The 23,933-nt window shown below is 72.2% G+C and carries 24 protein-coding genes; 14 read left to right on the top strand and 10 right to left on the bottom strand.

Annotation, left to right across the window (positions count from 1 at the left end; translation table 11 throughout):
- Positions 1 to 47 precede the first annotated feature (47 nt).
- Entirely contained in the window at positions 48 to 506 is a 459-nt protein-coding gene (locus ACWGPE_RS00750) for a pyrimidine dimer DNA glycosylase/endonuclease V (protein WP_275506000.1), read from the top strand.
- Here the strand turns inward: ACWGPE_RS00750 and ACWGPE_RS00745 are convergent.
- Positions 497 to 1,078 carry a MarR family winged helix-turn-helix transcriptional regulator gene (locus ACWGPE_RS00745; RefSeq protein WP_376929927.1) on the bottom strand — a complete coding sequence of 194 codons (582 nt, stop codon included), beginning with the start codon at positions 1,076 to 1,078 and terminating at the stop codon, positions 497 to 499. The two genes, ACWGPE_RS00750 and ACWGPE_RS00745, sit on opposite strands and share 10 nt — an antisense overlap.
- Positions 1,079 to 1,160: 82 nt before the next feature.
- Between ACWGPE_RS00745 and idi the strand changes: the two genes are divergently transcribed.
- From idi to ACWGPE_RS00710, 7 genes are read left to right on the top strand one after another with little or no spacing between them, the layout of a single operon-like run.
- Positions 1,161 to 1,718, top strand: a complete 558-nt coding sequence (idi, locus tag ACWGPE_RS00740) for an isopentenyl-diphosphate Delta-isomerase (RefSeq protein ID WP_231432206.1) — start codon at positions 1,161 to 1,163, stop codon at positions 1,716 to 1,718.
- Positions 1,715 to 2,779: a polyprenyl synthetase family protein gene (locus tag ACWGPE_RS00735; RefSeq protein ID WP_452047899.1), complete on the top strand. Its 1,065-nt coding sequence runs from the start codon at positions 1,715 to 1,717 to the stop codon at positions 2,777 to 2,779. The genes idi and ACWGPE_RS00735 overlap by 4 nt, the downstream gene beginning before the upstream one ends.
- Positions 2,776 to 3,702, top strand: coding sequence for a phytoene/squalene synthase family protein (locus ACWGPE_RS00730; protein ID WP_231429095.1), 927 nt, complete (start codon positions 2,776 to 2,778; stop codon positions 3,700 to 3,702). Before ACWGPE_RS00735 ends, ACWGPE_RS00730 begins: the two co-directional genes overlap by 4 nt.
- Positions 3,699 to 5,264, top strand: a complete 1,566-nt coding sequence (crtI, locus tag ACWGPE_RS00725) for a phytoene desaturase family protein (RefSeq protein ID WP_452047898.1) — start codon at positions 3,699 to 3,701, stop codon at positions 5,262 to 5,264. Before ACWGPE_RS00730 ends, crtI begins: the two co-directional genes overlap by 4 nt.
- Positions 5,261 to 5,596: a lycopene cyclase domain-containing protein gene (locus ACWGPE_RS00720; RefSeq protein WP_275505995.1), complete on the top strand. Its 336-nt coding sequence runs from the start codon at positions 5,261 to 5,263 to the stop codon at positions 5,594 to 5,596. The genes crtI and ACWGPE_RS00720 overlap by 4 nt, the downstream gene beginning before the upstream one ends.
- Positions 5,593 to 5,898, top strand: coding sequence for a lycopene cyclase domain-containing protein (locus tag ACWGPE_RS00715; RefSeq protein WP_231429098.1), 306 nt, complete (start codon positions 5,593 to 5,595; stop codon positions 5,896 to 5,898). The genes ACWGPE_RS00720 and ACWGPE_RS00715 overlap by 4 nt, the downstream gene beginning before the upstream one ends.
- On the top strand, positions 5,888 to 6,775 hold the full coding sequence (locus ACWGPE_RS00710) for a prenyltransferase (protein WP_452047897.1): 888 nt from the start codon (positions 5,888 to 5,890) through the stop codon (positions 6,773 to 6,775). The genes ACWGPE_RS00715 and ACWGPE_RS00710 overlap by 11 nt, the downstream gene beginning before the upstream one ends.
- On the opposite strand, the gene ACWGPE_RS00705 is transcribed toward ACWGPE_RS00710, so the two are convergent.
- The 4 genes from ACWGPE_RS00705 to ACWGPE_RS00690 are packed head-to-tail and all read right to left on the bottom strand — an operon-like array spanning position 6,765 to position 8,723.
- Positions 6,765 to 7,520 (bottom strand): GntR family transcriptional regulator, encoded by a 756-nt coding sequence (locus tag ACWGPE_RS00705; protein WP_376929932.1) that lies wholly within the window; start codon positions 7,518 to 7,520, stop codon positions 6,765 to 6,767. The genes ACWGPE_RS00710 and ACWGPE_RS00705 overlap by 11 nt on opposite strands.
- 26 nt (positions 7,521 to 7,546) lie before the next feature.
- Entirely contained in the window at positions 7,547 to 7,855 is a 309-nt protein-coding gene (locus ACWGPE_RS00700; RefSeq protein ID WP_231429101.1) for a DUF3618 domain-containing protein, read from the bottom strand.
- On the bottom strand, positions 7,839 to 8,246 hold the full coding sequence (locus ACWGPE_RS00695) for a phage holin family protein (protein WP_231429102.1): 408 nt from the start codon (positions 8,244 to 8,246) through the stop codon (positions 7,839 to 7,841). Before ACWGPE_RS00695 ends, ACWGPE_RS00700 begins: the two co-directional genes overlap by 17 nt.
- 18 nt (positions 8,247 to 8,264) lie before the next feature.
- On the bottom strand, positions 8,265 to 8,723 hold the full coding sequence (locus ACWGPE_RS00690) for a hypothetical protein (protein ID WP_231429103.1): 459 nt from the start codon (positions 8,721 to 8,723) through the stop codon (positions 8,265 to 8,267).
- Between the two features lie 328 nt (positions 8,724 to 9,051).
- Between ACWGPE_RS00690 and ACWGPE_RS00685 the strand changes: the two genes are divergently transcribed.
- From ACWGPE_RS00685 to ACWGPE_RS00675, 3 genes are all read left to right on the top strand, one after another.
- Positions 9,052 to 9,591 (top strand): hypothetical protein, encoded by a 540-nt coding sequence (locus ACWGPE_RS00685; protein ID WP_452047896.1) that lies wholly within the window; start codon positions 9,052 to 9,054, stop codon positions 9,589 to 9,591.
- Positions 9,588 to 10,097: an RNA polymerase sigma factor gene (locus ACWGPE_RS00680; RefSeq protein ID WP_231429105.1), complete on the top strand. Its 510-nt coding sequence runs from the start codon at positions 9,588 to 9,590 to the stop codon at positions 10,095 to 10,097. Before ACWGPE_RS00685 ends, ACWGPE_RS00680 begins: the two co-directional genes overlap by 4 nt.
- 93 nt (positions 10,098 to 10,190) lie before the next feature.
- Positions 10,191 to 10,751 carry a GNAT family N-acetyltransferase gene (locus tag ACWGPE_RS00675; protein ID WP_231429106.1) on the top strand — a complete coding sequence of 187 codons (561 nt, stop codon included), beginning with the start codon at positions 10,191 to 10,193 and terminating at the stop codon, positions 10,749 to 10,751.
- A gap of 9 nt (positions 10,752 to 10,760) precedes the next feature.
- Here the strand turns inward: ACWGPE_RS00675 and hemG are convergent, their stop codons facing one another.
- Entirely contained in the window at positions 10,761 to 12,353 is a 1,593-nt protein-coding gene (gene hemG / locus ACWGPE_RS00670; RefSeq protein WP_452047895.1) for a protoporphyrinogen oxidase, read from the bottom strand.
- The gene (gene hemE / locus ACWGPE_RS00665) at positions 12,350 to 13,507 is read right to left on the bottom strand and encodes a uroporphyrinogen decarboxylase (RefSeq protein WP_231429108.1); all 1,158 of its coding nucleotides are present in this window, start codon (positions 13,505 to 13,507) and stop codon (positions 12,350 to 12,352) included. Before hemE ends, hemG begins: the two co-directional genes overlap by 4 nt.
- A gap of 338 nt (positions 13,508 to 13,845) precedes the next feature.
- On the opposite strand from hemE, the gene ACWGPE_RS00660 reads away from it, so the two are divergent.
- Positions 13,846 to 14,568, top strand: coding sequence for a hypothetical protein (locus ACWGPE_RS00660; RefSeq protein ID WP_452047894.1), 723 nt, complete (start codon positions 13,846 to 13,848; stop codon positions 14,566 to 14,568).
- 64 nt (positions 14,569 to 14,632) lie between these two features.
- Positions 14,633 to 16,024, top strand: coding sequence for a glutamyl-tRNA reductase (locus ACWGPE_RS00655; RefSeq protein ID WP_376929937.1), 1,392 nt, complete (start codon positions 14,633 to 14,635; stop codon positions 16,022 to 16,024).
- Between the two features lie 24 nt (positions 16,025 to 16,048).
- On the opposite strand, the gene ACWGPE_RS00650 is transcribed toward ACWGPE_RS00655, so the two are convergent.
- Both ACWGPE_RS00650 and ACWGPE_RS00645 read right to left on the bottom strand, forming a co-directional pair.
- Positions 16,049 to 17,152, bottom strand: a complete 1,104-nt coding sequence (locus ACWGPE_RS00650; protein ID WP_452047893.1) for a phospholipase D-like domain-containing protein — start codon at positions 17,150 to 17,152, stop codon at positions 16,049 to 16,051.
- A gap of 238 nt (positions 17,153 to 17,390) precedes the next feature.
- Positions 17,391 to 18,242 carry a phytanoyl-CoA dioxygenase family protein gene (locus ACWGPE_RS00645; protein ID WP_231429112.1) on the bottom strand — a complete coding sequence of 284 codons (852 nt, stop codon included), beginning with the start codon at positions 18,240 to 18,242 and terminating at the stop codon, positions 17,391 to 17,393.
- Between the two features lie 66 nt (positions 18,243 to 18,308).
- Between ACWGPE_RS00645 and ACWGPE_RS00640 the strand changes: the two genes are divergently transcribed.
- A complete protein-coding gene (locus tag ACWGPE_RS00640) occupies positions 18,309 to 19,121 on the top strand; it encodes a helix-turn-helix domain-containing protein (RefSeq protein WP_275505981.1) in 813 nt (270 codons plus the stop codon).
- Between the two features lie 405 nt (positions 19,122 to 19,526).
- On the opposite strand, the gene ACWGPE_RS00635 is transcribed toward ACWGPE_RS00640, so the two are convergent.
- Positions 19,527 to 23,894, bottom strand: coding sequence for an endo-alpha-N-acetylgalactosaminidase family protein (locus tag ACWGPE_RS00635; RefSeq protein WP_452047892.1), 4,368 nt, complete (start codon positions 23,892 to 23,894; stop codon positions 19,527 to 19,529).
- Positions 23,895 to 23,933: the final 39 nt, after the last annotated feature.

The raw sequence follows: 23,933 nt of genomic DNA, 5'->3' as shown, positions 1-23,933 counted from the left end.
ACGGCCAAAAGCGGTCCGTCCGCCGGTCGGCGCATAGGCTGCCTGCCATGCGGATCTGGTCGCTGCACCCCCGGTACCTCGACCGCCAGGGCCTCACCGCCTGCTGGCGGGAGACGCTGCTCGCGCAGGCGGTGCTCGAGGGCGCCACCCGCGGATACACGCGGCACCCGCAGCTCGAACGGTTCCGGGAGGCGAGCCGGCCGTTGGAGGCGATCGGCGACTACCTCGCCGCCGTCGCCGACGAGGCGAGCGCCCGGGGCTACCGTTTCGACACGACCAAGGTGCACCGGCGCGGCGCGGCGGCACCCATCGAGGTGACGAGCGGTCAGCTCGACCTGGAGTGGCGGCACCTGCGGGCGAAGCTCGCGGCGCGGAGTCCCGAGGTCGCCGAACGCTGGTCGGCGGTCGTGACGCCCGACCCGCATCCGCTGTTCACGGTCGTCGACGGCCCGGTCGCGTCGTGGGAGCGAGCAGGTGCAACGCCCGAGGTCACCGGTCAGGCCTGATCGGGGTCCGGCTCGGGCTCGGTCACCTCGTCGGGCTCGGTCGCGCTCAGCGCGTCGAGGAACCGGATCACCGTCTCCCGCTCGGCGGGGGTGAGCGCGGCGGCGACGGCGAAGCGCCTGGCGTGGAGACGCCCGACCGACTCGCGCGCCGCGACGCGGGTCGCGTCCGTCACCGAGATCGCGAGCGCACGACGATCGGTCGGGTGCGGTGCGCGCACGATGTGGCCGCCGTGCTCGAGCCGGTCGAGGAGCTTCGTGGTCGAGGCGCTCGAGATTCCGAGGTAGGCGCTGAGCGCACCCGGCGTCGCGATCTCGCCCTGGTTGCGGGCGGCGATGAGGTAGCGGATCGCTCGCATGTCGGTCTCGTTGAGCTTCATGTAGCGCCGCGAGGCCTCGCTCATGCGGCGCTGCGTCTCGTGCCAGCCGCGCAGGCTCCGCATGACGCGCACGACCTGGTCGACCTCGGCGTCGTCGAGGCCCGAGCGGTCGACGAGGTCGCCGTCGCGGTCCGAGATGCGGGGGTCGTGCATGCCTCGCGCGACCTCCCGCCACGAGGCGGACTCATCTGCCATGTCGTGATTCTAGCCAACTCGGCATATAGTTCGCTAAGCTAGCTTCTTGCCAAGGCAGATAGAACGAGGAGTCGCCGTGACAGTGACCCAGATCGAAGAGGTCGTCCTGCTCGACGCCGACGACCGGCCCATCGGTCGAGCTCCGAAGGCGAGCGTCCATGGAGCCGACACCGCACGACATCTCGCCTTCTCCTGCCACGTCTTCGACGGGCAGGGCAGACTCCTGGTCACGCGCAGGGCGCTCTCGAAGCAGGCCTGGCCCGGCGTTTGGACGAATTCGTTCTGCGGGCACCCGGCCCCCTCGGAGACCCTCCTCCATGCGATCCGCCGCCGCGGCGAGTTCGAACTCGGCCTCGAGCTCGACGACATCGAACCCGTGCTTCCCACCTTCCACTACCGCGCCGTCGACGCGTCGGGCGTGGTCGAGAACGAGCTCTGCCCGGTCTACACCGCCCGCACCCGCTCGACGCCCGATCCGCACCCGAACGAGGTCATGGACATCGCGTGGGTCGATCCCGCCCGCCTCGCCGCAGCCGTCGACGATGCCCCGTGGGCATTCAGTCCGTGGCTCGTGCTGCAGGCGCGGCTGCTGCCGTTCCTCTCGGGGGCGGCCGTCGAGCCGCGGGTGCTCGCGTCATGACGGGCGTGGCCCTCGACGCGGCGCCGCGCGCCGCGATCACCGACATCGACGACGAGATCGAGGCCTTCTTCGCCACGCGGATCGCCCGGGCGGTCGCGCACGACGCGGAGTACGCGCAACTCTGGACGGCGGCACGCGACAGCGCGGCCGGTGGCAAGCGGCTGCGCCCCGAACTCGTGCTCGCCGCGCACGCCGCATACGCGGGAGCGGGCCATGGCGAGGCGGTGCGGCTCGCGCTGGCGTTCGAACTCCTGCACACGGCCTTCCTCATGCACGACGACGTCATCGACCACGACCTCGTGCGCCGCGGCGCACCCAACGTGACCGGCCGATTCATGCTCGAGGCCCGCGCACGCGGACTCGCCGTCGGCCGGGCTCGCGACTACGGGGAGGCCGCGGCGATCCTCGCGGGCGACCTGCTGATCAGCGCCGCGCACCGCATCGTCGCCGAGGTCGAAGCGCCCGACCGTGTCCGTGCCGCGCTCCTCGACGTGCTCGACGACTGCGTCTTCCTCACCGCCGCGGGTGAACACGCCGACGTGCGGCAGGCGACGTCCTCGCCCACGCGGCACGAGATCATCGCGATGATCGAGCGCAAGACGGCGTGGTACTCGTTCAGCGCGCCGCTGCAGGCGGGCGCCCTGCTCGGCGGCGCGCCCCACGACGCGGTCGACCGGCTCGGCGAAGTCGGCCGGCACCTGGGTGTGGCGTTCCAGCTGCGCGACGACGTGCTCGGCGTGTTCGGCACCTCGGCGGTGACGGGCAAGTCGGTCGTCGGCGACCTCCGCGAGGGCAAGCAGACGCTGCTGATCGCGTGGGCTCGCAACGACCCGGCGTGGCGCACGGTCGCCGACGACTTCGGACGACCCGACCTCGACGACGCGGCCGCCGCCCGACTGCGCGAGGTGATCGAGTCGACCGGGGCCCGGGCGCGGGTCGAGGCCGTCATCCGCGAACGCCACGCCGAGGCGGTCGCCGCGATCGAGTTCGGCGACTTCCCGAGCGCCCTCCGTGCCGGCCTCCTCGCCACGGCGTCGGGATGCGTGGGGCGAGAGCGATGACCCCGACGGGCCTCGACCTCTACCACCGCACGGCCCGGCTCGGCTCGGCGCGCGTGATCACCGAGTACTCGACCTCGTTCGGCCTCGCCAGCCGGCTCTGCTCGCGCGCCGTGCGCACGCACGTGGCCGCCATCTATGCGCTCGTCCGGATCGCCGACGAGATCGTCGACGGTCCGGCCGAGGAGGCCGGGCTCGACCGCGACGAGCGCCGCGCCGTGCTCGATGCCCTCGAGGTCGAGACCGAGCGGGCGATCCGCTGCGGCTACAGCGCGAACCTCGTCGTCGACGCGTTCGCGCAGACGGCCCGCGCGACGGGCTTCGGCGTCGAGTCGACGCGGCCGTTCTTCGCGTCCATGCGCCGCGACCTCGACCCGGTCGACTTCGACGCCGACGAGCTCGACGCGTACGTGTACGGTTCGGCCGAGGTGATCGGGCTCATGTGCCTGCGTGCGTTCAGCGAGGGCCTGCCGGCCGACGCCGAGCGCGACCTGCGGTGGCAGCGCGGCGCGCGGCACCTCGGTGCCGCGTTCCAGAAGCTGAACTTCCTGCGCGACCTCGCCGACGACTTCGGCGAGCGCGGACGCCGCTACCTTCCGGGCATCGACCCGGCCCATCTCACCGAGGCGCAGAAGTCGCGGGTCCTCGACGACATCGACCGCGACCTCGCGATCGCGGGCGGCGTGATCGCGGAGCTGCCGGGCGGATGCCGTCGGGCGGTCGCCGCGGCGCACGGGCTCTTCTCCGAGCTCTCGGCGCGGCTCCGGCGGACGCCGGCGCCGCGGCTCGTCCGCGAACGGGTCAGCGTCCCCTCGCCGAGGAAGCTCGCACTGCTGCTCCGTTCGGTCGTCCGGCCACGACGCGGGATGCCTCGGCCGGGCACCCCGGCCGAGGCCAGCGCGTTCGCGCACGGGGCACGGCCGTGAGCCGGGTCGTCGTCATCGGCGCCGGCATCGCCGGGCTCGCCACCGCCGCCCTCCTCGCGCGCGACGGCCACGACGTGACGGTGCACGAGGCGCGCGACGCGATCGGCGGGCGGGCCGGCCGGTGGGAGGCAGGGGACTTCCGCTTCGACACCGGTCCGTCCTGGTACCTGATGCCCGAGGTCTTCGAGCACTTCTTCCGGCTCATGGGCACGAGCGCCGAGGCGCAGCTCGACCTCGTGCGCCTCGAGCCGGGGTACCGCGTGTTCTTCGAGCACGATCCCGCGCCGCTCGACCTGCACGCCGACCGACGGCGGGCGACCGCCGTGTTCGAGTCGATCGAACCCGGTGCCGGCGTCGAGCTCGAGCGGTACCTCGACTCGGCCGGGTCGACCGCGCGCCTCGCCGTCGACCACTTCCTCTACAACGACTTCTCCTCACCCGCGTCCATTGCGGCCCGCCCGGTGCTCCGCCATGCCGGGCGCCTGGGGCGTCTGCTCTTCCAACCGCTCGACCGCTTCATCGCCCGGCGCTTCCGCGACCCGCGGCTCCGCCAGATCCTGGGCTACCCGGCGGTCTTCCTCGGCACGTCCCCGGCGGCTGCGCCGAGCATGTACCACCTCATGAGCCACTTCGACCTCGACGACGGCGTGCTCTACCCGCGCGGCGGGTTCGGCGAGCTCATCGATCGCGTGGCGGCGCTCGCCCAGGAAGCCGGCGCCCGCGTGGTGACCGGTTCCCGGGTGACGGGCATCGTCGTGGAAGACGGAACGGCACGAGGCATCCGCGTGCTCGACGCCCGCGGCCTGCCGCGCGTCGAGACGGCCGACCTCGTGGTCTCGGCGGCCGACCTGCACCACACCGAGACCGCCCTCCTCGCGCCCGAGCACCGAAGCCGGTCGGCCGCGTCGTGGCGGCGCGCCGACCCCGGTCCCGGAGCCGTCCTCGTGATGCTCGGCGTCCGCGGGCGCCTGCCGCAGCTGCTGCACCACAACCTGCTCTTCACCGCCGACTGGCAGGACAACTTCGCGCGCATCTTCGGCCCGTCGCCGTCGGTACCCGACCCGGCGTCGTTGTACGTGTGCCGGCCGAGCGCCACCGACGCCTCGGTCGCCCCGGCCGGCGACGAGAACCTGTTCGTGCTGGTGCCGGTGCCGGCCGACCCGCGCCTCGGCCGCGGGGGCGTCGACGGCGGAGGGGACCCCGCGATCGAACGGGTCGCCGACGCCGCGATCGCGCAGATCGCGGCGTGGACGGGCATCGAGGACCTCGCCGACCGCATCCTGGTCCGCAGGACCGTCGGACCCGGCGACTTCGCGGACGAACTCAACTCGTGGCGAGGCTCGGCGCTCGGGCCGGCGCACGTGCTGCGGCAGAGCGCGTTCCTACGCGGTCGGACGGCGTCGAAGAAGGTCCGCGGGCTCTACTTCGCCGGGGCCACGACGGTGCCCGGGATCGGCCTGCCGATGTGCCTCATCAGCGCGGAGCTCGTCGCCAAGGCCGTGCGCGGCGAGCGCGGCGCCGCGCGCCTGCCGGAGCCGCAGGGCGGGCGGGTGCCCGCATGAGCTTCGCCTACCTCGGTGCGCTCGCCGCGAGCATCGCGTGCCTGGCGCTCGTCGACGTGCGGTTCCGCCTCGTCTTCGCCGCCCCCGGTCGGTCGCGACGCGCGGCCGTGGTGGTCGCCGCGGGCGTGGCGTTCTTCCTCGCATGGGATCTCGCGGGCATCGCGCTCGGCATCTTCCATCGGGCTGAGAACGCGGTGAGCACTGGCGTGCTGCTCGCCCCCGAGCTGCCGATCGAGGAACTCGTGTTCCTCGCGTTCCTCGCGTACCTGACGCTCGTGCTCTACACGGCGGCGCTGCGCTTCGCCTCGACGCGGGAGGATCGCCGACGATGACCTATCTCGTGCTCTCGGCGGCGTTCCTGGCCGCAGCGATCGCCGTCGCCGCCGTCGGGGCACCGCGCGCTCCCCGACGGCACTGGGAGGCGGTCCTGGCGAGCGGCGGCATCCTCGTCGTGCTGACCGTCCTCTTCGACTCCGTCATGATCGCCGCCGGGCTCTTCGACTACGGCGACGCGCACATCTGGGGGGTGCGCATCTGGCTCGCCCCGGTCGAGGACCTCGCCTACCCGATCGCCGGCGTGCTGCTGCTCAGCGGGCTCTGGAACCTCCTCGACGGGCCTCGCCATGCTCGCTGACGTCCGCCGGCGCGGCGCCTTCGCCGATCTCGTCACCGCGTCGCGGCCGCTCAGCTGGGTGAACACGGCGTACCCGTTCGCCGCGGCGTACCTGCTCACGACTCGCGAGGTCGATGCCGCATTCGTCGTCGGCACGCTCTTCTTCCTCGTGCCGTACAACCTCGCGATGTACGGGGTGAACGACGTCTTCGACTACGCGTCGGATGCCGCGAACCCGCGCAAGGGGGGCGCTGAGGGCGCGCTGCTCGTGCCCGGACGCCACCGGCTGACGATCATCGCGGCGATCGCGGCCTGCCTGCCGTTCGTCGTGGTGCTCGTGCTGCTCGGCGGTCTCGCGGCGTCGGCGGTGCTCGCGGTGTGCCTGTTCGCCGTCGCGGCGTATTCGGTTCCGGGCCTCCGCTTCAAGGAGGTGCCCGGGCTCGATTCGCTCACCTCGAGCGTGCACTTCGTCGGGCCCGCCGTCTACGGGCTCGTCCTGGCAGGGGCCGCGTTCACGCCACCGCTCGTCGCCCTGCTCCTCGCGTTCCTGGCGTGGGGCGTCGCGAGCCACGCCTTCGGAGCCGTGCAGGACATCGTGCCCGACCGGGCGGGCGGAATCGCCTCGATCGCCACGGCGATGGGGGCGCGCCGCACCGTTCGCCTCGCGATCGCGCTGTGGGCGGTCGCCGGGGTGCTCATGCTCGCGACGTCGTGGCCGGGCCCGCTCGCCGCGGTGCTCGTCGTGCCCTACATCGTGGCGGCGGCCCCCTTCGTCGACGTCACCGACGCGACGTCGGGCCGTGCGAACGCGGGGTGGAAGCGGTTCCTCGGCATCAACTACGCCGTCGGCTTCGTCGTGACGCTGCTGCTGATCTGGTACGCCGCGATCACGCCGTGACGTCGGAACCGTCGATCTGGCCGAGCAGCAGGTCGGTCGAGTGACCGAGATGCTCGCGCATCGCCTCTGGACCCTGCGCCTGGATCTCGACGAGGAGCTCGCGATGCTCGTCGATGATGGCCTCGAGCGTGTAGTGCGGGCGCACGTGCAGCAGGAACAGCAGCAGCTCGCTGCCGAGCGCGTCATGGGCCTCGATGATGCGCGGGCTCGCCGACGCGGCGACGATCGCGCGGTGGAAGTCGGCGTGGAGCCGTTCGACCTCGAGCCAGTCGACGTCCCCGTCCGCCGGTCGAGCGGCGCCCGACGCCGGAGGACGTGCATCGAGGCCCGCGACCGCATGCGACTCGGCTTCAGGACGTTCGCCGCGCTCGCTCGTCAACCCGCTCAACCGCTCGAGCACGTCGACCGCCGGCGCCAGCAGCTCGTCAGGCCACGTGTCGCCGTACCGCTCGGCGATGATGCGCACCGCCTCGCCCTCGAGGGCGGCGCGCAGCTGCTGCAGCGCCCGGATCTCATCGCGATCGAAGCTGACGACCCGCACGCCGCGGTACGGCTGGGCCTCGGCGAGGCGCTCGGCCACGAGCCGCTGGAACGCCGAGCGCACCGTGTGCCGCGAGACCCCGTGGCGCTCGGCCTGCGCCTCCTCGCGCAACGGCGAGCCGAGCGCGATCGCCCCGCTCAGGATCTCCGAGCGGATCGCGTCGGCGACCCGCTCGACGGCGGTGTCCGCTGAGGACGTCGTCACCGGTGCCGGCCCGCTTCTCGCACCGCTCAGTCGCCGAGCTTCGATCGCACGACGAGCCACACGAGGCCGCCCACGGCGGCGGCGACGCCGACGGCGGCCGCGATCGCGACCCCGGGCTGCTCGTCGTAGAACGCCTTGAGCGACAGCTTCGCCCGGTCGACCCGGATGCCGACCTGCTTCGGCACGTTGAGCTTGTCTTCGAGGGCGTCGAGGGTGCGGGCGAACTCGTCGCGCGCCTGCCGGGAGGCGACCCGCGCCTGCACCCGGGTGAGGTTGCGCTCGCGCTGCGCGGACTCGCGCTTCGAGGGGCGGGGTGCGTCAGTAGCGGCGGTCATAGTCACCCGTTCCCTTCAGGGCGTCGAGGTCGGCCTTGAGGCTCTCGACCGATTCGAGAGGCTCGGAGCCCCGCTGGAAGTTCACGATGCCGATCCACACGAGCACGGCGATGACGAGCACGAGCACGCCCGACACGACGAGCGCGGCCGCCCACGCCGGCATCACGAGCGCGAGCGCGAAGATCGCCGCGGCGAGCAGGGTGAAGATCAGGAAGGGCAGCACGATGAGCGCCACCACGAAGAAGCCCGAGCCGATGCCGAAGTGCTTGACCTTGTAGGTCACCTCGGCCTTGATCTGGTCGATCTCGGCCCGCACGAGGTTCGAGATCGTGTCGGGCAGTTCGCCGATCAGCGTGAAGAGCGAGCGTTCGTCGTTCGTCGGTGCGGCCATCGCGCGGTCGCCTCCCGTCTAGGAATCGGATGCCGCGGGCTTGCCGCCGCGCGACGTGGTGCGTTTCGGCGCGGGCTTCGACGGCTTCGCCGCCCCCTCTGCGACCTCGGCGGCCGAGTCGATCGCGTCGCTCAGCGTGTCGGCGACCCCGTCGACCGCCGACTTCGCAGCCTTCGCACCGTCGGACACGCCGCGCTTGGCCTTCGCGGCGGCATCGCCGACGTCGGTCTTGGTGGCGCCGGACCCGCGCGTGGCATTGCCGATGAACGACTTCACGCCGTCGAGCACCGAGTCGGAGAGATCGCCCACCTTCGAGGCCGCGAATCCCTTCACCTGGTCGACGCCCTGCTGCACCGCCGGCGTGTTCCACACGCCCTCTGCGGCCCGCTTGATCTGCTCGTACCGCTCTCGACCGGCCCGCGTGCCGAGCACGTAGCCGACTCCCAGCCCTACGACGAAGAGGATCTTGCCCTTCATGTGCACCCCGTCTTCCCCCGCTGATCCGCCCACAGCGACCCCTCCAGCGTAGACCCCGCACCGAGGCGCGCAAGGGGGTTGCGTCGAAATATTCCGTTCCGGCTATGCGATCGGGCCTCGTTCGGACGTCAACTGCCTGCCCGCCCTCGCGACGTCGCAGCGCCCGTGCACGTGAACGCGTCTCGGTGGTCGGTTCGATGCGTGCAACACATGGGCGACTCCCGGCCATGTTCATGATGAGAGCAGGGAGAAGCCCATGGATCAGGATCTGGATCGCCGACTGAAGTACGCCGATCCTGCGCGACCGACTCCGGTCGCGCTCGACGCGGTGATCGACGAGCTCACGGCTCAGTCGGTATCCCGACGACGCCGCTGGTGGCTGCCCGTCATCACACTCTGCGGAGGGCTCGCGCTCGCCGGCGGGCTCGCGGCCGCGACCGATCTCGACACGTACCTGCTCTCGGTACCGCCGTTCTCGACCCTCACTGACGGAGCGATGCGCCCGATGTCGGGACTTCCGTATGTTTCTGTCGGCGAAACGGATCGTGGCGAGCAATGCGCGCTCTACCTCGACCTCGAGGGTCTCACCGGTGATGAGTTCACTGCGGTGAGCGACTACTGGGCGACAGCCGACTCCGAGGCATTCGCGACGAGCATCGAGAGCCGACTCGGCGTTGTGCCGACGACGGACGACAAGGAATGGAAGGCGATCCAGGATCAGATCATTCACGACCTCGACGAGGTGGTGCCCGGCATCGTCTGGGGGACGGCGCCACCGAACCAGCCGTTCAGTCATGGTGAGCCGCACCTCGGCGCGATCAGCCGGGTGTGCACGGACGATCTCGATGCGCTGGAGTACCGCGGATGACCGCGGACTCCACGGTGATACGGCGACTGCAGGGCCGGGTCGAGTGCGTGGTGCGACGTGAAGCACCGGCGCTGCTCGCGTACTTCGAGCGACGCTGTCCGTACGAGGAAGCGCCGGATCTCCTCGGTGAGACCCTGCTCGTCGCTTGGCGACGCGCAGACGTCCTCCCCGACGATGACCAGGAAGCGCGCATGTGGCTGTACGGAATCGCCCGGCGGGTGCTCGGCACCAGCCGCCGAGGTCGAGTTCGGCGACAAGCGCTCATGGACCGCCTGCGGGACCAGGCACTCACCGACGGCACCCACGTGCCAGCACGCGACGACGATGTCCACCGAGCCCTCGGGGCCCTCGCGCCCCTGGATGCCGAGATCATCCGGCTCCACCACTGGGACGGTTTCAGCTTGGCAGAAATCGCTCGCCACCTCGGCCGGCCCGCCGGCACCATCCGCAGCCGCTACAGTCGCGCACGCGCCACGCTGCGTCTCGCTCTGGACGACGCGCCGTAGCGCGAGGCCCGACCTGTTCACGACGTCGCGGGCGCAGCCTCGTCGTTGTTCCGGCCGCGGTGCTCGTCGGCGCGCGCCTCTAGACTCCCTCGCATGACCCGACGCACCGCCCGCCTGCTCCTCGACGAGACGGTCGCCGCCGACCTCGGGCCGCTCCACGAGATCTACGGCGACGAGCGCACGTGGCGGCACCTGCCGTCGGGCCGGCACGCCGGCCTCGACGAGACGAGGCGGGTGCTCGACCGCTGGCTCACCGATTGGCGCACCGTCGGCTTCGCCGCGTGGACGGTGCGCACCGCAGCCGACCCGTCGACGGTGATCGGGCACGGCGGCTGTGCGGTTCGGGGTGGAGCGACGACCGGCGGCGCCTTCTGGAACCTCGGCTACCGATTCCGGCCCGAGGCGCACGGGCAGGGGTACGCGACCGAGCTCTCGCTCGCCGCCGTCGAGGACGCCCGTGCGCATCGGCCCGAGCTGCCCGTCGTCGCCTACCTGCTCGAGCACAACCTCGCCTCGGCGCGCGTCGCCGAGAAGGTCGGGCTCGCACTCCGCCACCGCGCGCCCGACGCGGGCAACCCCGACGCGTCGGCGATCCGGCTGGTCTACTCCGACCGCGAGCTCACGGCCGAGCAGCTCGCGGCGACCCTCGCCTGAGCGGCCGCGTCAGCCCTGCTCGCGCCGGCCGACCGCCCGGTGGCGGATGCGCGCCGCCGCCTCGCGCGCGTGCGGAACGACCGAGGCGAGCCCGGTTCCCGCGACCCACGAGCCGGTGACCTCGACGCCGGGCTCGGCTGCGACGGCGTCCTCGAGGGCGCGCACGCGATCGCGCTGCCCGATGGCGGCGTGCGAGACGGCGTCGCGCCACTCGGTGCGGCCGGATGCGCGAAGCATCCCCGCGTCGAGCGGCACTCCGAGCAGCCGGCTCGCGTCGGCGAGCGCGAGCGCCGCGACCGCGTCGTCGGCGAGGCCGTCGAGCGGGTTCGGCTGACCGGCCCGCCCGTACGAGAGCCGCACCACATGGCGCCCACCGGCGCGCTCGGCGAGCCAGCTCCACTTCGCGGTCGAATGCGTGAGCGCCTTTGCGGCGACCCCGGAGGTGTCGGCGGCGACGAGCACGCCGGTGCCACGGGGTGACGCGTCGAGCGCCGGCGCGTCGAGCACGAGCGTGACGAGCTCGACCGAGGCCGCGTGCGGCCAGTCGCCCGTCGACTCCCAGCCCTCGACGGCCTCGTCGAGGAGGCGGAGCGAGGTGTGCGCCGGCGCCGCGAGCACCACGTCGGGTGCGACGAGGTCGAGCTCGGCATCGGCATCGGCATCGGCGTCGGCGTCGGCGTCGGCGTCGGCGTCGGCGTCGGCGTCGGCGTCGGACACCGTCGCGCGCACCCGCCACCCCGCGTCGCCGACGCGCTCGATCGAGGTGGCCTCCGCACCGGTGATCACCGTCACGTCGAATCGCTCGAGTTCGCGCACGAGCGCATCGACGAGGGTGTGCATGCCCCCGCGCAGGCCGCGTACCGCACCGCCCGCCTTGCGCTGCTCGACGAGCTGGCCGACGCCGCCCGACAGCGACCCCATGCGGGTCATCGCCTCGTTGAGGCCGGGCGCGACGACGTCGAGGTCGAGCAGGTCGGGGTCGGCCGAGTAGACGCCGGCCGAGATCGGCGTCACGAGCTTGTCGAGCACGGCCGATCCCATGCGCGAGCGCACGAGTTCGCCGAGGCTGCGGGCGCGACCGATCCGCAGGATCGGCATGAGCCGGTCCCCATACGCCCGGGCCGCGCCGTTCCATCCGATGATGCGGCGCACGTCGTCGCCGAGCGGATTCGCGGGAATGCCGAGCACGCCGGTCCTCGGGAGGGGCGCGGCGTCGAGCGCATCGTTCGCCGCACCGCTCCAGACGAGCCACGCGCCCGCCGGGTTCGGGTCGACCACCTCGTCGTCGAGCCCGAGCGAGGCGACCAGTTCGGCGACCGTGCCGCCGCGCGTCGCGAACGACTCGGCGCCCGAGTCGAGCGTGAGGCCGTCGAGCTCGATGCGTCCGACGCATCCGCCGAGCGCGTCGCGACGCTCGAGCAGCGCGACCCGCAGGCCGATCTTCGCGCACTCGAGCGCGGCGACCATGCCGGCGACCCCGCCGCCGATCACCACGACGTCGGCCGCGGTCACCGGACTCGGAGACTCCGCCTGTGCGTCGCGCCGAGGAGCGGGTTCGTCGTCGCGACGCGCCGCGTCTCCGGATCCCGCCAGGTCGCTCATGACGCGCCCGCCTCGTGCACGAGCTCGACCACGCGGGTGAGCACCGTCGGGTCGGTCTCGGGCGGAACGCCGTGGCCGAGGTTGAAGACGTGCGCGGGCGCGACCGTTCCCTTGGCGAGGACCTCGCGCACCGCGGCCTCGAGGACCGGCCACGGCGCGGCGAGCAGCGCCGGGTCGAGGTTGCCCTGCAGCGGCACCCCCGCGCCGACGCGCTCAGCGGCGACGTCGAGCGGTACGCGGTAGTCGACGCCGACGACGTCGACCCCGACCTCCTTCATGGCGCCGAGCAGCTCGCCCGTGCCGACGCCGAAGTGCACGACGGGGACCGGCCGGGTCGCGCCCGAGCCATCCGCGGTCTCGAACTCGAGATCGTGCACGAAGCTCAGCGCGCGTGCCGAGGCCGGGGCGACGTGGGCCTCGTAGTCGGCGAGCGAGAGCGCGCCGGCCCACGAGTCGAAGAGCTGCGCGGCCGAGGCGCCCGCGACGATCTGGGTGCGCAGGAACCGGCCGGTGAGCTCGGCCGTCCACTCCATGAGCGCCCGCCAGGCACCGGGATCGGCGTGCATGAGCGTGCGGGCGGCGAGGTGGTCCTTCGAGGGGCCGCCCTCGGCGAGGTAGGCGGCGAGGGTGAACGGCGCGCCCGCGAAGCCGATGAGCGGGGTCGCCGCGTTCCCGCCGGTCGACGCCGCCTCGGGCGTGCGGTTCAGCTCGGCGATCGTCAGCGCGACCGCCTCGGCGATGGGGGCGGATGCCTCGTCGAGTCGGGCGGGATCGATGGCGGTGAGCTCGGCGACGGCCGCGGCATCCGCGTAGCCCTTCGTGAAGACCGGGCCGCGACCCGGCTGGATCTCGACGTCGACGCCGACGAGCCTCAGCGGCACCACGATGTCGCTGAAGAAGATGCCCGCGTCGACCCCGTGGCGCCGCACCGGCTGCAGGGTGATCTCGCTCGCCATCGCCGGGTCGAGGCAGGCGTCGAGCATGCGCGTGCCGACGCGCAGGTCGCGGTACTCGGGCAGCGAGCGACCGGCCTGGCGCATGAACCAGACGGGCGTGGTGTCGGCACGCTCGCCGCGGTACGCGCGCACGAGTCGCGAGTCGCTGGTGAGGCCGGCGGAGAGGGGATGCTGCGGGGAGAGGATCACGCCCGACATTGTCTCGCATCGGGCTGGGAGGAGCGGGCTGCTGCAGCGAGCGGTGGAAGCGGAGCGCGTCGTCGATCTACCCGAGCACGCTCGCCGGGCACCGGCCGATCGCCGCTCGCACTCGCGAGAAGAGGGTCCGAGGCGAATAGGAAGGAAAGCTCACCGACTCTTCCGCTCGCGGCGCGCCACGCGCTATGGTCGGAGGCGTTGTGCGCCACCCACGCATGACGACGCGCCGCCAGGCGGCGCGCCTCCGCCCCCACGGAGAAACGCATGTCCCGAACGATGTCGTCCACCCTGTCCATCGCGCGTGCCGCTCGCGGCGCCGGTCGCCTGCGAGGCGTCCGGTGAACGCCGAGGCGCCGCACCGCGCGAAGCTGACCGTCCTCATCGCGCTCTTCGCCGCCCTCGTGATCGCGGCCCTCGCCCTCGGCGGCAGCCGCGTCGACGAGGTCGTGCTCGGGCTGCCGTCGGTGTCGGGCGGCAGGGCCACGCTCGCCGTGATCGCGGCCGCCGCGGTCGTCTGCGCGATCTGGCTCCTCGTCCGCCTCGGTCGTGCCGGACGCTGCCGTGCCCGGCGTCGTGCGCTCGAGGCGAGCGTGCGCGGCCAGGTCAGCTGCGGCATCCGCACGCGCATGCTCGTCGCCGACCTCAACGAGCTGCGCGTCGACGTGCCGCATCCGATCCGCCTCGCGGCCCGCTACTCGATCGTCGTCGACGAGCTCGGCGTCGCGTTCTGGAACGGCGGCCGCCGCCCCCGCCGAGCGGTCTTCTTCCCGTGGCGCGAGGTGCGCAACATCCGCGCCGACTCGATGGTCATCGGCGGCACGCTCGTCTCCGTGCTCGTGCTGCGGGTTCGCCGAGGCGGCACGAGCGTCGAGTTGCCGATCGTCTTCAGTGCGCCCCGCCCCGGTGCCTACGCCCTGGGCGACGCCCCGTTCTTCGCGCTCGTGCGCAGCTGGAAGGCGCTGCACCGCGAGGCGCTCAGGGCCGAGGGCATCGAGCCGCCGCCCGTGACCGGCGCGATCCCGGTGATCCGGCCGGGCGCGGCGTTCGCGGGGGTCCGGTAGGGCGCGACGCGAGGCTGTTGCGCCCCGAGTCATCCTCGCTTTCGACCCCGGGTAGAATCTACGAGTGCTCATCTGCCTGACCGCGAGCCACAAGAACGCCGCATTCGACACCCTCGAACGGCTTTCGGCGCACGCGGAATCCGCCGCGCCGCGCATCCTCGACCGTCATGACTCGCTCCAGGGTGCGGTCGTCGTCGCGACCTGCAACCGCTTCGAGGCCTACCTCGACCTCGACACCCGCGAGGGCGACTCCCCCGTGCCCGCCGTGCACGAGGCGATCCGCGCGGTCGGCGACGCGGCCGGCGTCGAGCCCGACGAGCTGCGGTCCACCTTCGGCTTCGTGCACGGCAACGCCGTCGCCGGCCACCTCTTCTCGGTCGCCGCCGGCCTCGAGTCGGTCGTCGTCGGCGAGGGCGAGATCGCCGGCCAGGTGCGTCGTTCGCTCGAGCGCGCCCGCGCCGAGGGCACCACGACCCCCGAACTCGAGCGGCTCTTCCAGCGCGCCTCGCAGACCTCCCGCCGGGTGAAGAACGAGACGGGCATCGGCGGCGCCGGGCGCTCGCTCGTGCGCCTCGCGCTCGAGCTCGCGTCGAGCCGCGTCGCCGACTGGTCGGCCGCGCGCGTGCTGCTCGTCGGCACCGGCCAGTACGCCGGGGCGACGCTCGCGGCGCTCCGCGACCGCGGCGCGAACGACGTGCGCGTCTACTCGCCCTCGGGCCGGGCTGCGAAGTTCGCACGCGGCCACGACATCACGGCCGTCTCGCACGCGGGCTACGCCATCGCCGCGGCGGCCGCCGACGTCATCATCACCTGCACGACCGCCGACCACCACGTCGTCGACCGGGTGCTGCTCGAGGGCGGCCGGGCGACGCTCGCGGGTTCGCACGCGGCGCTCGCCGCTTCCGGCGCGCCCGAGTCGCAGGCGACGGGCCCTGATGCCGCGGCCCACGCCGTGCTCGCCGAGTTCCGCGCCTGGTGCCCCGTGCCCGAGGCCGCGCAGGGCGCGCGCCAGCTCGTCATCGACCTCGGCATGCCGCGCAACGTCGCGACCGACGTCGTCGAGGTCGAGGGCGTCGAGCTGCTCGACCTCGAGACCATCCGCCGGCATGCACCGCTCGAAGAGCTCGGCGCCTCCGACGACGCACGCGTGCTCATCGAGCGCGCGGCCCGCAACTTCGGCGCCGTCGGCGAAGAGCTCGACCTCGCCCCCTCGGTCGTCGCGCTCCGCGCGCACGTGCAGGGCGTGCTCGAGGCCGAGATCACCCGCGCCCGCTCGCGCGGCACAGGCGACCCCGCAGCCGACGAACGCGTCGAGGCCGCACTGCGGCACATGGCCGGCGTGCTGCTGCACACGCCCATGGTGCGCTCACGCGAATACGCTCGCGCCGGCGAGCAGCGTGCGTGGATCGACGGCCTCGAGGCCGTGTTCGGCGTGCGCGCCGACGAGTCGCGCTGACCCCGCAGCCGCATCGCCCGGCGCTCAGCCGGGGATCGGGGCACCCAGATCGGCGATGATGCGCTCGATCTCGCCGACCGCATAGGCCGCGAGTTCGCGTTGCTCGGCCTCGGCCGCGGCATCCGTCTCTTCGAGGTCGCCGATCACGATGATGTTCTCGTCGTTGAGGGTGTTGGCGGGGGCGGTGTAGTTGAAGCTGCCCACGACGAGCAGGCGCTCGTCGATGACCATGAGCTTGTGGTGAAGCTTGCGCACGCCCGTCTTCGGCTTGTTGACGTAGAGGTCGACGTCGCCGGCGGCGAGGCCGGCGGTCGCGGCCCACTTCGCGGCGCCCTGCTCGCGGTCGAGCACCCCGCGGATGCGCTGCACGAGAGGACGCAGCCGGATCATCGTGTCGTCGATGCCCGAGGACTGCGCGAAGGTGAACATCGCGAAGTCGACCGACTCCCTCGCCTTCAGCATCTGCTTCATGATCTCCATCTCGGGGCCGTGCCGCGGCGCGAACAGCGGCTTGACCCGCACGTGCGGCAGGTCGAACTCCTTCGGCTTCGGCTCGACCCGCTCGTGGAGGTCGCCGAACGTGCCCGAGCGCATGCGCTCGAACTCGTGGACGTACTCGGTCGCGGCCCGCTGCCCGTGCAGCACCACGACGTGGTTGAGGTTCTGTCCGGCGCCGCGGCTCGAGGTGGCGTTCGTCCCGGTGTCGGTGAGCGTGAAGTTGGTCGAACCGGTCAGCACCGCGGCCTTCGGCTTGCGCGTGTCGCGCACGATGAACTTCTGGTGGAAGATCTTCGGGTTGAGGTCACTCACGACGTCGACCCTGGCCTTCAGGAGCGCCCCGAGGATGATCCGGTTCTCCTCGTGGTCGCCGGCGCTTCGCCAGGGGTCGGCGAGTGCGGTCTCCTCCGTGAGGTAGTCGCCTTCGAGAATGAGGCGCACCCGGACGCCGCGGGCCCTCGCCGCGATGATCGATGCCGCGATCGCGCGCGAGTCGATCTCCTGCACCGCGATCGCGAGGCTGTGGTCGGCCTCGTCGATGAAGTCGCGGATCGCGCCGTCGAGGTCGTCGGGTCCCCCGACCGACCGCGGGCCGAGGTGCAGCTCGATGCCGCCGATGCTCACCGACATGATGGGCCTCCTTATCTGAGACATCCTCACCCAGGATGCCGCGCGGAGTGCCCGTCCGGATCAGGGCGGGCCCGGAGGCCGGTGCCTCGGAACCGGCGCCGGATCTCGTGCATGCTCCGGCGATTCGACCGCGCAGGATCGACGACGGCTCGGCCGTCGGCGCCCGCAGGGGCGTACGGTACGGGGCCGCTGCCCCGGTCCGGCATGAGCACGAGCGGTCACGCGGGCGCCGAGCCGCTCACAGCCCGTCCTCCAGGTGCCAGTGGTTCTGCCAGCGCCAGTCGATCGGCTCCGACAGGCGCTGGTACCGGATGTCGGTCGACAGGCGCATGCGCCCCTCGGCGTCGACGTTGTCGAGGCCGGCGTGCACGAGGTGCGCGGAGTGCACCATGACGTCGCCCGCGGCGTAGTCGGCGACGAGCCAGCGGGCGTCGTACTCGTCGGCGAGGCCGGGAAGATCGGCGGTGATCGACGCCGCGGGGTGGCGGAGTTCACCGGCCGCCTCCTGCGCCATCACCCGGCGATGGCTGCCCTCGAGGTAGGCGAGTCCGCCCCGCTCGAGCGGGATGTCGCCGAGCGGGATCCACATCGACAGCACGCGGTCGCTGCCCTCGCGGAGGTACACGAGGTCGTAGTGCGCCTGCGTGGCCGTGCCGATGCCGCGCTCGCCCGGCTTCGTGTGTCGGATGATCTTGCGCCGGTGCAGGTGCACGTCGTCGCCGAGCAGCCACGCGAACCACTCGGAGATCCGCGGCGACCGGCAGAGCGCCTCGTACTGCGCGCCGGGCACGATCTCGTCGAACAGGATGCGCCGGTACGAGGCCCGGTCGACGTCGTGCGGCGCGGCGATGCCGTCGACGGGGTCGGACCCTTCGGCGATGAGGCCCGCTTCGGCGAGCACCTCGAAGTAGTAGCGGCGGAACTCGAGGACGTCCTCCGGCACGAGATGGCCAGTGAGGTAGAGGTACCCGTCTCGGCGCAGCCGGGCCCACAGCGCATCGCGATCGCCGCGCTCGGCCATCGGCACCGGCTCGAGCTCGCCGAGACGTGATGGAGTTTCTTCGAGCACGTATCCGTTGGACGTCAGCATGCGTCCATCATCAACTCGGGCGAGCGCACGCGGAATAGACTCCTGAGACGAAGGAATTGGACTTTCATGACCGCTTGGGCGCTCTACTCGCAATCGCACCCGCTGCTCGTCGAGTACGGCCTCGCCTGCCTCGGGGCCGGTCGGCACGAAGGCCCGTCGCCCGGGTTCGGCGGTCGACGCCGGCTCGGCGACTATGCGATCGTCTTCGTCACGAGCGGCGCCGGTGTCTACCGCGACCCGCTCGTCGGCACGATCGAGATCGAGGCGCCGGCGACGATCCAGGTGCTCCCGCAGCGTCCGCACGACTACGCCTCGCCGCGAGGCTGGACCGAGCACTGGGTGCTCTACACGGGGGCGACCGTCGCCGCCTTCGAGGGGCTGGGCGTGCTCGACCGGCGCCGGCCCGTGCAGCTCGGCGTGACGCTTCCGGCCGACCTCGCCGTCCGATTCGACGCGCTGCGCGGCGCGCTCGGCCGACCGGGCTGGCGGGGAGCGTTCGACGCATCGACCCTCACGCAGGACCTCCTCGCCGACTCGGTCGCCGGCCGCCGCGCCTCGCCGACGGCGAGCGAGGCGACGGTCGCCGCCGTGCAGGCCGATGCTGCGCTGCACCTGGATGTCGCGGCCCGAGCCGCGCTCGCGGGCGTGAGCGTCGGCACGCTCCGCGAGCACGTCAGGGAGGTGACCGGCGGGACGCCCAACGAGCTCGTCATCGGCACCCGGATCGACCGCGCGTGCGGGCTGCTCGCATCCACCCGCCTCGCAGTGCGGGCGGTCGCGGCGAGTGTCGGCTACGACGACGCAGCCTACTTCTCGCGCCTGTTCACGCAGCGCATCGGAGTCGGCCCGGCCGAGTTCCGCAGGCGGCACCGCCGCTAGCCGGTGGCTAGGCCTCGTCGTCGGGCCAGAGGCGCCGCGTCGCCGGAAGCACGTCGAAGAGTTCCGCGCCGAGCACTCGACGGAGCTCGGGCACCGCGAAGTCCGACCTCGAGCCCGTTCGAGAATCGGCGCAGCTCGCGCAGCACGATCACGAGCCGTCGGTCGTGACACAACACCTCATCGAGTACGAGCCGCCCGGGCAGCTCGCCGGGCGGCGGCTGCCACCACGGAAAGTATCGGCGGCTGGGCGCCCGGCTCGGGAGGCACGGGCAACCGGTCGAAGAATCCGCCTTCGGAGTGCATGATCCGCGGGCTAGACGCACGAACGCCCCCGCGGTGAGGATCGCGGGGGCGTTCGCGCAGGTGGGCGCCGGCGGGGCGGCGAAGCGGCCCGGCGCCGGTCGATCACTCGGCGCCGAAGAACTCCAGTTCGGCGATCGAGGCCCATGGCTGCCCGTTGTGCGAGCTCGTGGCGACGACCTTCACGAAGCCGGCGGTCACCGGCTCGTCGAACATGACGGGCTGCGGCGCAGTGCCGGTGGCGAGCTCACCGCTCGCGACGGGGTCGCCCCAGTCCTCGCCGTCGGCGCTCACGTACACCTCGTAGCTCTTGATGCGGCCGTTCGGCTCGGTGCCCGGACGCTGCTGGATCGAGATCCCGCGCAGCTCCTGCGCACCGCCGAGGTCGATCGAGACGTGGTGCGGGTAGGCCGGCGAGGCGTTGAGCCACTCGCTGTGCCAGCAGCTCGCCGGGTCGCCGTCGATCACGTTCGTCGCGTGGCCGTCCTCACCCTCCGTCTCCTCCGAGTCGGCGTCGACGACCGTCATCGCGTCCTTCGGCAGCGGCGTCGGCGCGGCCGCGCGGGTGCCCCAGACGTTGAGCTCGTTCGCGCCGGCGAAGGCCGCACCGTTGATCGCGTTGAGCCCGACGAGCTTCACGTACCGCGCGTCCGTCGCCGCGAACGACAGGTGCTGCACCTCGGCGGTGCTCGCGAACTGGCCGGCCTTCACAGGGCTGCCCCAGCTCTTGCCGTCGGTGCTGAGATACAGCTCGTACTGCTTGATCGAACCGTTGCCACGACGCACCTGGTAGTCGAACCCGTCGACCGCGTAGCTGTCGCCGAGGTCGAGCGCGATCCAGTGCGGGTACGGGGTGTCGGGGTTCACCTGCGACCATGCGGAGTGCCACATGGTCGCGGCGTTGCCGTCGATCGCGGCATTCGCGCTGCCGTCGCCGGTGCCCGGCTCGGCGTCGCTGACCCCGGCGATCGAGAGGCGCGACTGCGGGATCAGTCCCGGCGGCAGGGTCGGCACCGAGACGGATGCCTCGACGGTTCGCGTGCCCCCCGTGACGGTGTACCCGGTCGAGGCCGAGATCTCGTAGTTCCCCTGCTCGATGTCGGCCGGGGCCGACACGCGCCAGGTCGTCTTCACCGTGGCTCCCGGCGCGACCGAGGCGAACTCCGCGGCGCCGACGGGGGCGACCTTCCAGCCCTCGGGCGCGACGAGCTCGGTCGCGACCTGCGTCACGGGCTCGGGCTCATGGTTCGTGAAGGCGGTGGTGAAGGCGTTGGCCTCACCCGGCACGAGGCCGCTCACGGGCGCGGTGAGCGCGAGGCGGGCGCAGGCGCCCGAGGACTCGCTCTCACCGAGGTCGACGATGCGGAGGTTGTCGAGGATGAGGTCGGACCCTGCGCCGCCGACGGCGTTGCGCCGGAGGCCGATGTACGGGTCGCCGCAAGCGGGTGCGTCGAACTCGTGCACGAACTCGGTCGTCTCGTGGACGGCGTCGAACGCCGACGAGGTGAGGTCGACCGTCTTGGACGCACCGTCGGCGATCTGGTCGACGCCCGTGACGAACGAGTAGGCGCCCGCGACCCCGCTCTGATAGTCGAACGAGACCCGGTAGCGATGCCCCGCCACGAACGGCGCGGTGTACTCGGAGGTGCGGTAGACGAGTCCGCGGTTCTCCTCGTGCGCCATGAGCGAGAAGTCGCCGTCGAGCACCATGTCGAACGAGCGGCCGTTCCAGCCCTGCTGCGTGAAGGGCTCGTTGCGCTTCGCGATGTGGGTGCGCGGGTCGGTCGAGCCGCCCGCGTCGCCCTTGAAGAACGGGCCCCAGCCCTGGTCGACCTGTTCGAAGTCCTCGTCGACGAGCACGTCTTCGCGCCCCGTCGGGTCGTCGCTCGAGACCACCCGCACGTTGTCGATGCGCACGGGCGCCTCACCGTCACCCGCGGCGATCGTGAGCGTCGGCCGGGTGTCGGCGGTCACGGTGATGTAGGTCCGCAGCCGCTGCAGCGTGGTGTCGCGCCATTCATCGGCCGCCATGAGGTTGACGGCGCCAGAGCTGTCGATGCTCGTCGAACCGCCCTTGCCGGCGTCGCCTGCGACGTCGACCGACAGGGTCGTCGGCCTGGTCCGCCCGGCCGCGACGCCGAGGTCGGCCGAGACCGCGTAGGTGCCGGGCGCGAGCTCGCCGAGACGCTGGCTGATCGAGGCCTCGCCGGCACCGAGCACGGCGGCACGGCGGCCGCGGCCGTCGATTTCGACGGTCGCTGCGCCCTGCGGGTTCCAGCCGTCGAGGTCCGTCTCGTTGAAGCCGGGGTCCTGCACCGGGGTGCCCTGGCCGAACGAGGCCTTCTTCGGCAGCGTCGATGCGCCCGTCGCCTTCGCACCGGGCACGAGCACGTAGGCCCGGCCCGCTTCGGCGTCGATCGTGACGGCGCCGCCCGTGACGGGCAGGTCGGCGACCTTCGTGCGGCCCTCGTCGCCCAGGGCGAACAGCTGCAGGGACGAGGCATCCGCGAACCCGTCGGTGAGCTGCCACGTGGTCTGACCGCCCGCCGGGCTGTAGTGGTAGAGCTTGTCGGCGGCATTGCCCGCCTTCGACGACCACGGCAGCAGGTACGTGTCACCGCGCAGCACCTCGGTGCCGTCGACGGTGATGACGCGGTCGGCGGCCGAGGTGCCGGTCACGCTCACGCCGTCCTCGAAGTCGATGCGGTCGGCTGCCCACCGCGTGATCTCGTGGTGCTGCAGGAATTTCGCGGGCACGTTCGCCGTCCACACGTTCTCGAGGAATCCGGGGAAGTCGTTCTGCCCGGTCCAGCCCTCGAACTCGACGATGTGGCTCGTGCCGAGCAACGGATGCGGGTTCCACACGTCGGACTGCGTGTTGTTCACGAAGCGCAGGATCTGCGAGTTCACGCCCTTGTTCGACGAGCCGCCGTAGTTCTCGTCGTTCGCCCAGTGCGACCACGTGTTGTTCTCGGCGAGCTTGTCGGCCCACTCGGAGCCGACGCGGAAGCCGTGCTCGACGAGCGAGTCCTGCAGCGTCTGGGCGAGCCAGCCGTGCTCGTAGTAGACGTCGATGTAGGCGAAGTCGAGGTTGTCGTCGGTCGCGTCTGCGAGCTCGCCGATGCGCTTGTCGAGCTCGCCCGAGACGCGGTCGTAGCGCTGGTCGATGTAGTACGACTGGTCGAGCCAGTTCCAGCCCTTCGAGTTCTCGTTCGCGATCTCGTCGCTGAACGAGTTCGCCTCGGGGTAGATCTCGGTCGCGTTGAGGTGAACGCCGAAGGAGGCGTTCCACTTCTTGCCGGCCTTCACAGCCGCGTTGAGCTCGTCGAGCCCGCCGGCGCGCTCGTTGAAGTTGTCGCCGTAGTCGGTGTTCGCCGAGTCGTGGCCCTCGCTCGTGAAGCCCTTGAGCATGGCCACCTGGCCGAGGCCGTCGGTGTTGAGCGCGATGCGCTTCACGTCGTCGAGGGTGCGCAGGAACGGGTGGGTCGCCTGCGAGGCGAAGTTGAACGGGATGTGCGTGATGACGTTCTCGGGGGTCTGGTCGCCCTTGTTCGGGGCGACGCGGATGTCGCGCATCGCGATCGCGCCGTCCTGCCAGTCGACGACGTCGTCGCCGTTGGCGTCTGGGGTGATCGCGACCGCGACCCACGGCAGCTCCTCGGTGTCGCTCGACCCCTGGGCGCGGTAGAGCCACGGTCCGCTCGCGATGCCGACCTCGACGCCGTCGCCGTCGCCGTCCGCGACCGCCTGGCGCCAGAAGTTGCCGGCGTCCTTCTGCGAGGGCCCCGACGAGGTGTCGTAGAGCGCGTTCGTCGCGAACGCCGCGGCGAGCTCGCCCGTGTTCGCGATGATCGCGTTCGAGCCCTTGGGCGCGGCATCGAGGGGGGTGCCGGCCGTCACGGGGAGGAACACGTCGCCCGAGACGTTGCGGTCGACCGACAGGTTCGCCGCCGCGACCGCGGCGCCGGCCTCGTCGGAGGAGACGGTGACGAGCCGGTGGTTCGGGATCTGCAGCGTCTTCACGACGCCGTCGGGGTCGGTGATCTTCGTGACCTCGATGGTGACGACGTTCTGCTTCACCGAGAGCCGCGCCTCGATCGAGACGCCGTCGAGGGCGGACGGCGTGAGCACGTAGTCGACCGCGTCGCCGTCGTCGACGCGCGAGGCGACCTCGACGGGCTCGGCCGTGCCGTTGATCGTGATCGACGTGATCGTCGCGTCGTTGCCGTGCATCGTCGCGCCCGACTCGCGGTCGGTGTACGCGACGACCTGCGGGAAGCCGGCCGACGCCGTCACCGCGAGATCGCGGCTCTGCAGGGCGAACGTCTCGCCCGCGACGGCGACGGCGAACCCGTCGGGCACGAGTGGGGCGGCCTGCGCCGGCACCGCGCCGAGCGGGGCGATCACGCCGCCCGCGATGGCGCACCCCAGCCCGAGTCGCCAGAGGCGGCCAGGGGGTCGTGATGAAGGCATCTTCGTCTCCATTCCCGCGTCGTGTCGACGCGTCCACAT

The organism is Agromyces sp. NPDC055658, assembly GCF_053618155.1.
This window is presented reverse-complemented; position numbering and strand designations above follow the sequence as displayed.

Bases quoted from the DNA above. Each gene is read 5' to 3' on its own strand.
- ACWGPE_RS00750 (WP_275506000.1), top strand. From the start codon at position 48: ATGCGGATCTGGTCGCTGCACCCCCGGTACCTCGACCGCCAGGGCCTC.
- ACWGPE_RS00720 (WP_275505995.1), top strand. From the start codon at position 5,261: ATGAGCTTCGCCTACCTCGGTGCGCTCGCCGCGAGCATCGCGTGCCTG.
- ACWGPE_RS00730 (WP_231429095.1), top strand. From the start codon at position 2,776: ATGACCCCGACGGGCCTCGACCTCTACCACCGCACGGCCCGGCTCGGC.
- ACWGPE_RS00640 (WP_275505981.1), top strand. From the start codon at position 18,309: ATGACCGCTTGGGCGCTCTACTCGCAATCGCACCCGCTGCTCGTCGAG.
- ACWGPE_RS00645 (WP_231429112.1), bottom strand. From the start codon at position 18,242: ATGCTGACGTCCAACGGATACGTGCTCGAAGAAACTCCATCACGTCTC.
- ACWGPE_RS00680 (WP_231429105.1), top strand. From the start codon at position 9,588: ATGACCGCGGACTCCACGGTGATACGGCGACTGCAGGGCCGGGTCGAG.
- ACWGPE_RS00745 (WP_376929927.1), bottom strand. From the start codon at position 1,078: ATGGCAGATGAGTCCGCCTCGTGGCGGGAGGTCGCGCGAGGCATGCAC.
- ACWGPE_RS00675 (WP_231429106.1), top strand. From the start codon at position 10,191: ATGACCCGACGCACCGCCCGCCTGCTCCTCGACGAGACGGTCGCCGCC.
- ACWGPE_RS00690 (WP_231429103.1), bottom strand. From the start codon at position 8,723: ATGAAGGGCAAGATCCTCTTCGTCGTAGGGCTGGGAGTCGGCTACGTG.
- ACWGPE_RS00700 (WP_231429101.1), bottom strand. From the start codon at position 7,855: ATGACCGCCGCTACTGACGCACCCCGCCCCTCGAAGCGCGAGTCCGCG.
- ACWGPE_RS00735 (WP_452047899.1), top strand. From the start codon at position 1,715: ATGACGGGCGTGGCCCTCGACGCGGCGCCGCGCGCCGCGATCACCGAC.
- ACWGPE_RS00710 (WP_452047897.1), top strand. From the start codon at position 5,888: ATGCTCGCTGACGTCCGCCGGCGCGGCGCCTTCGCCGATCTCGTCACC.
- hemG (WP_452047895.1), bottom strand. From the start codon at position 12,353: ATGAGCGACCTGGCGGGATCCGGAGACGCGGCGCGTCGCGACGACGAA.
- hemE (WP_231429108.1), bottom strand. From the start codon at position 13,507: ATGTCGGGCGTGATCCTCTCCCCGCAGCATCCCCTCTCCGCCGGCCTC.
- ACWGPE_RS00635 (WP_452047892.1), bottom strand. From the start codon at position 23,894: ATGCCTTCATCACGACCCCCTGGCCGCCTCTGGCGACTCGGGCTGGGG.
- ACWGPE_RS00650 (WP_452047893.1), bottom strand. From the start codon at position 17,152: ATGTCGGTGAGCATCGGCGGCATCGAGCTGCACCTCGGCCCGCGGTCG.
- ACWGPE_RS00695 (WP_231429102.1), bottom strand. From the start codon at position 8,246: ATGGCCGCACCGACGAACGACGAACGCTCGCTCTTCACGCTGATCGGC.
- ACWGPE_RS00715 (WP_231429098.1), top strand. From the start codon at position 5,593: ATGACCTATCTCGTGCTCTCGGCGGCGTTCCTGGCCGCAGCGATCGCC.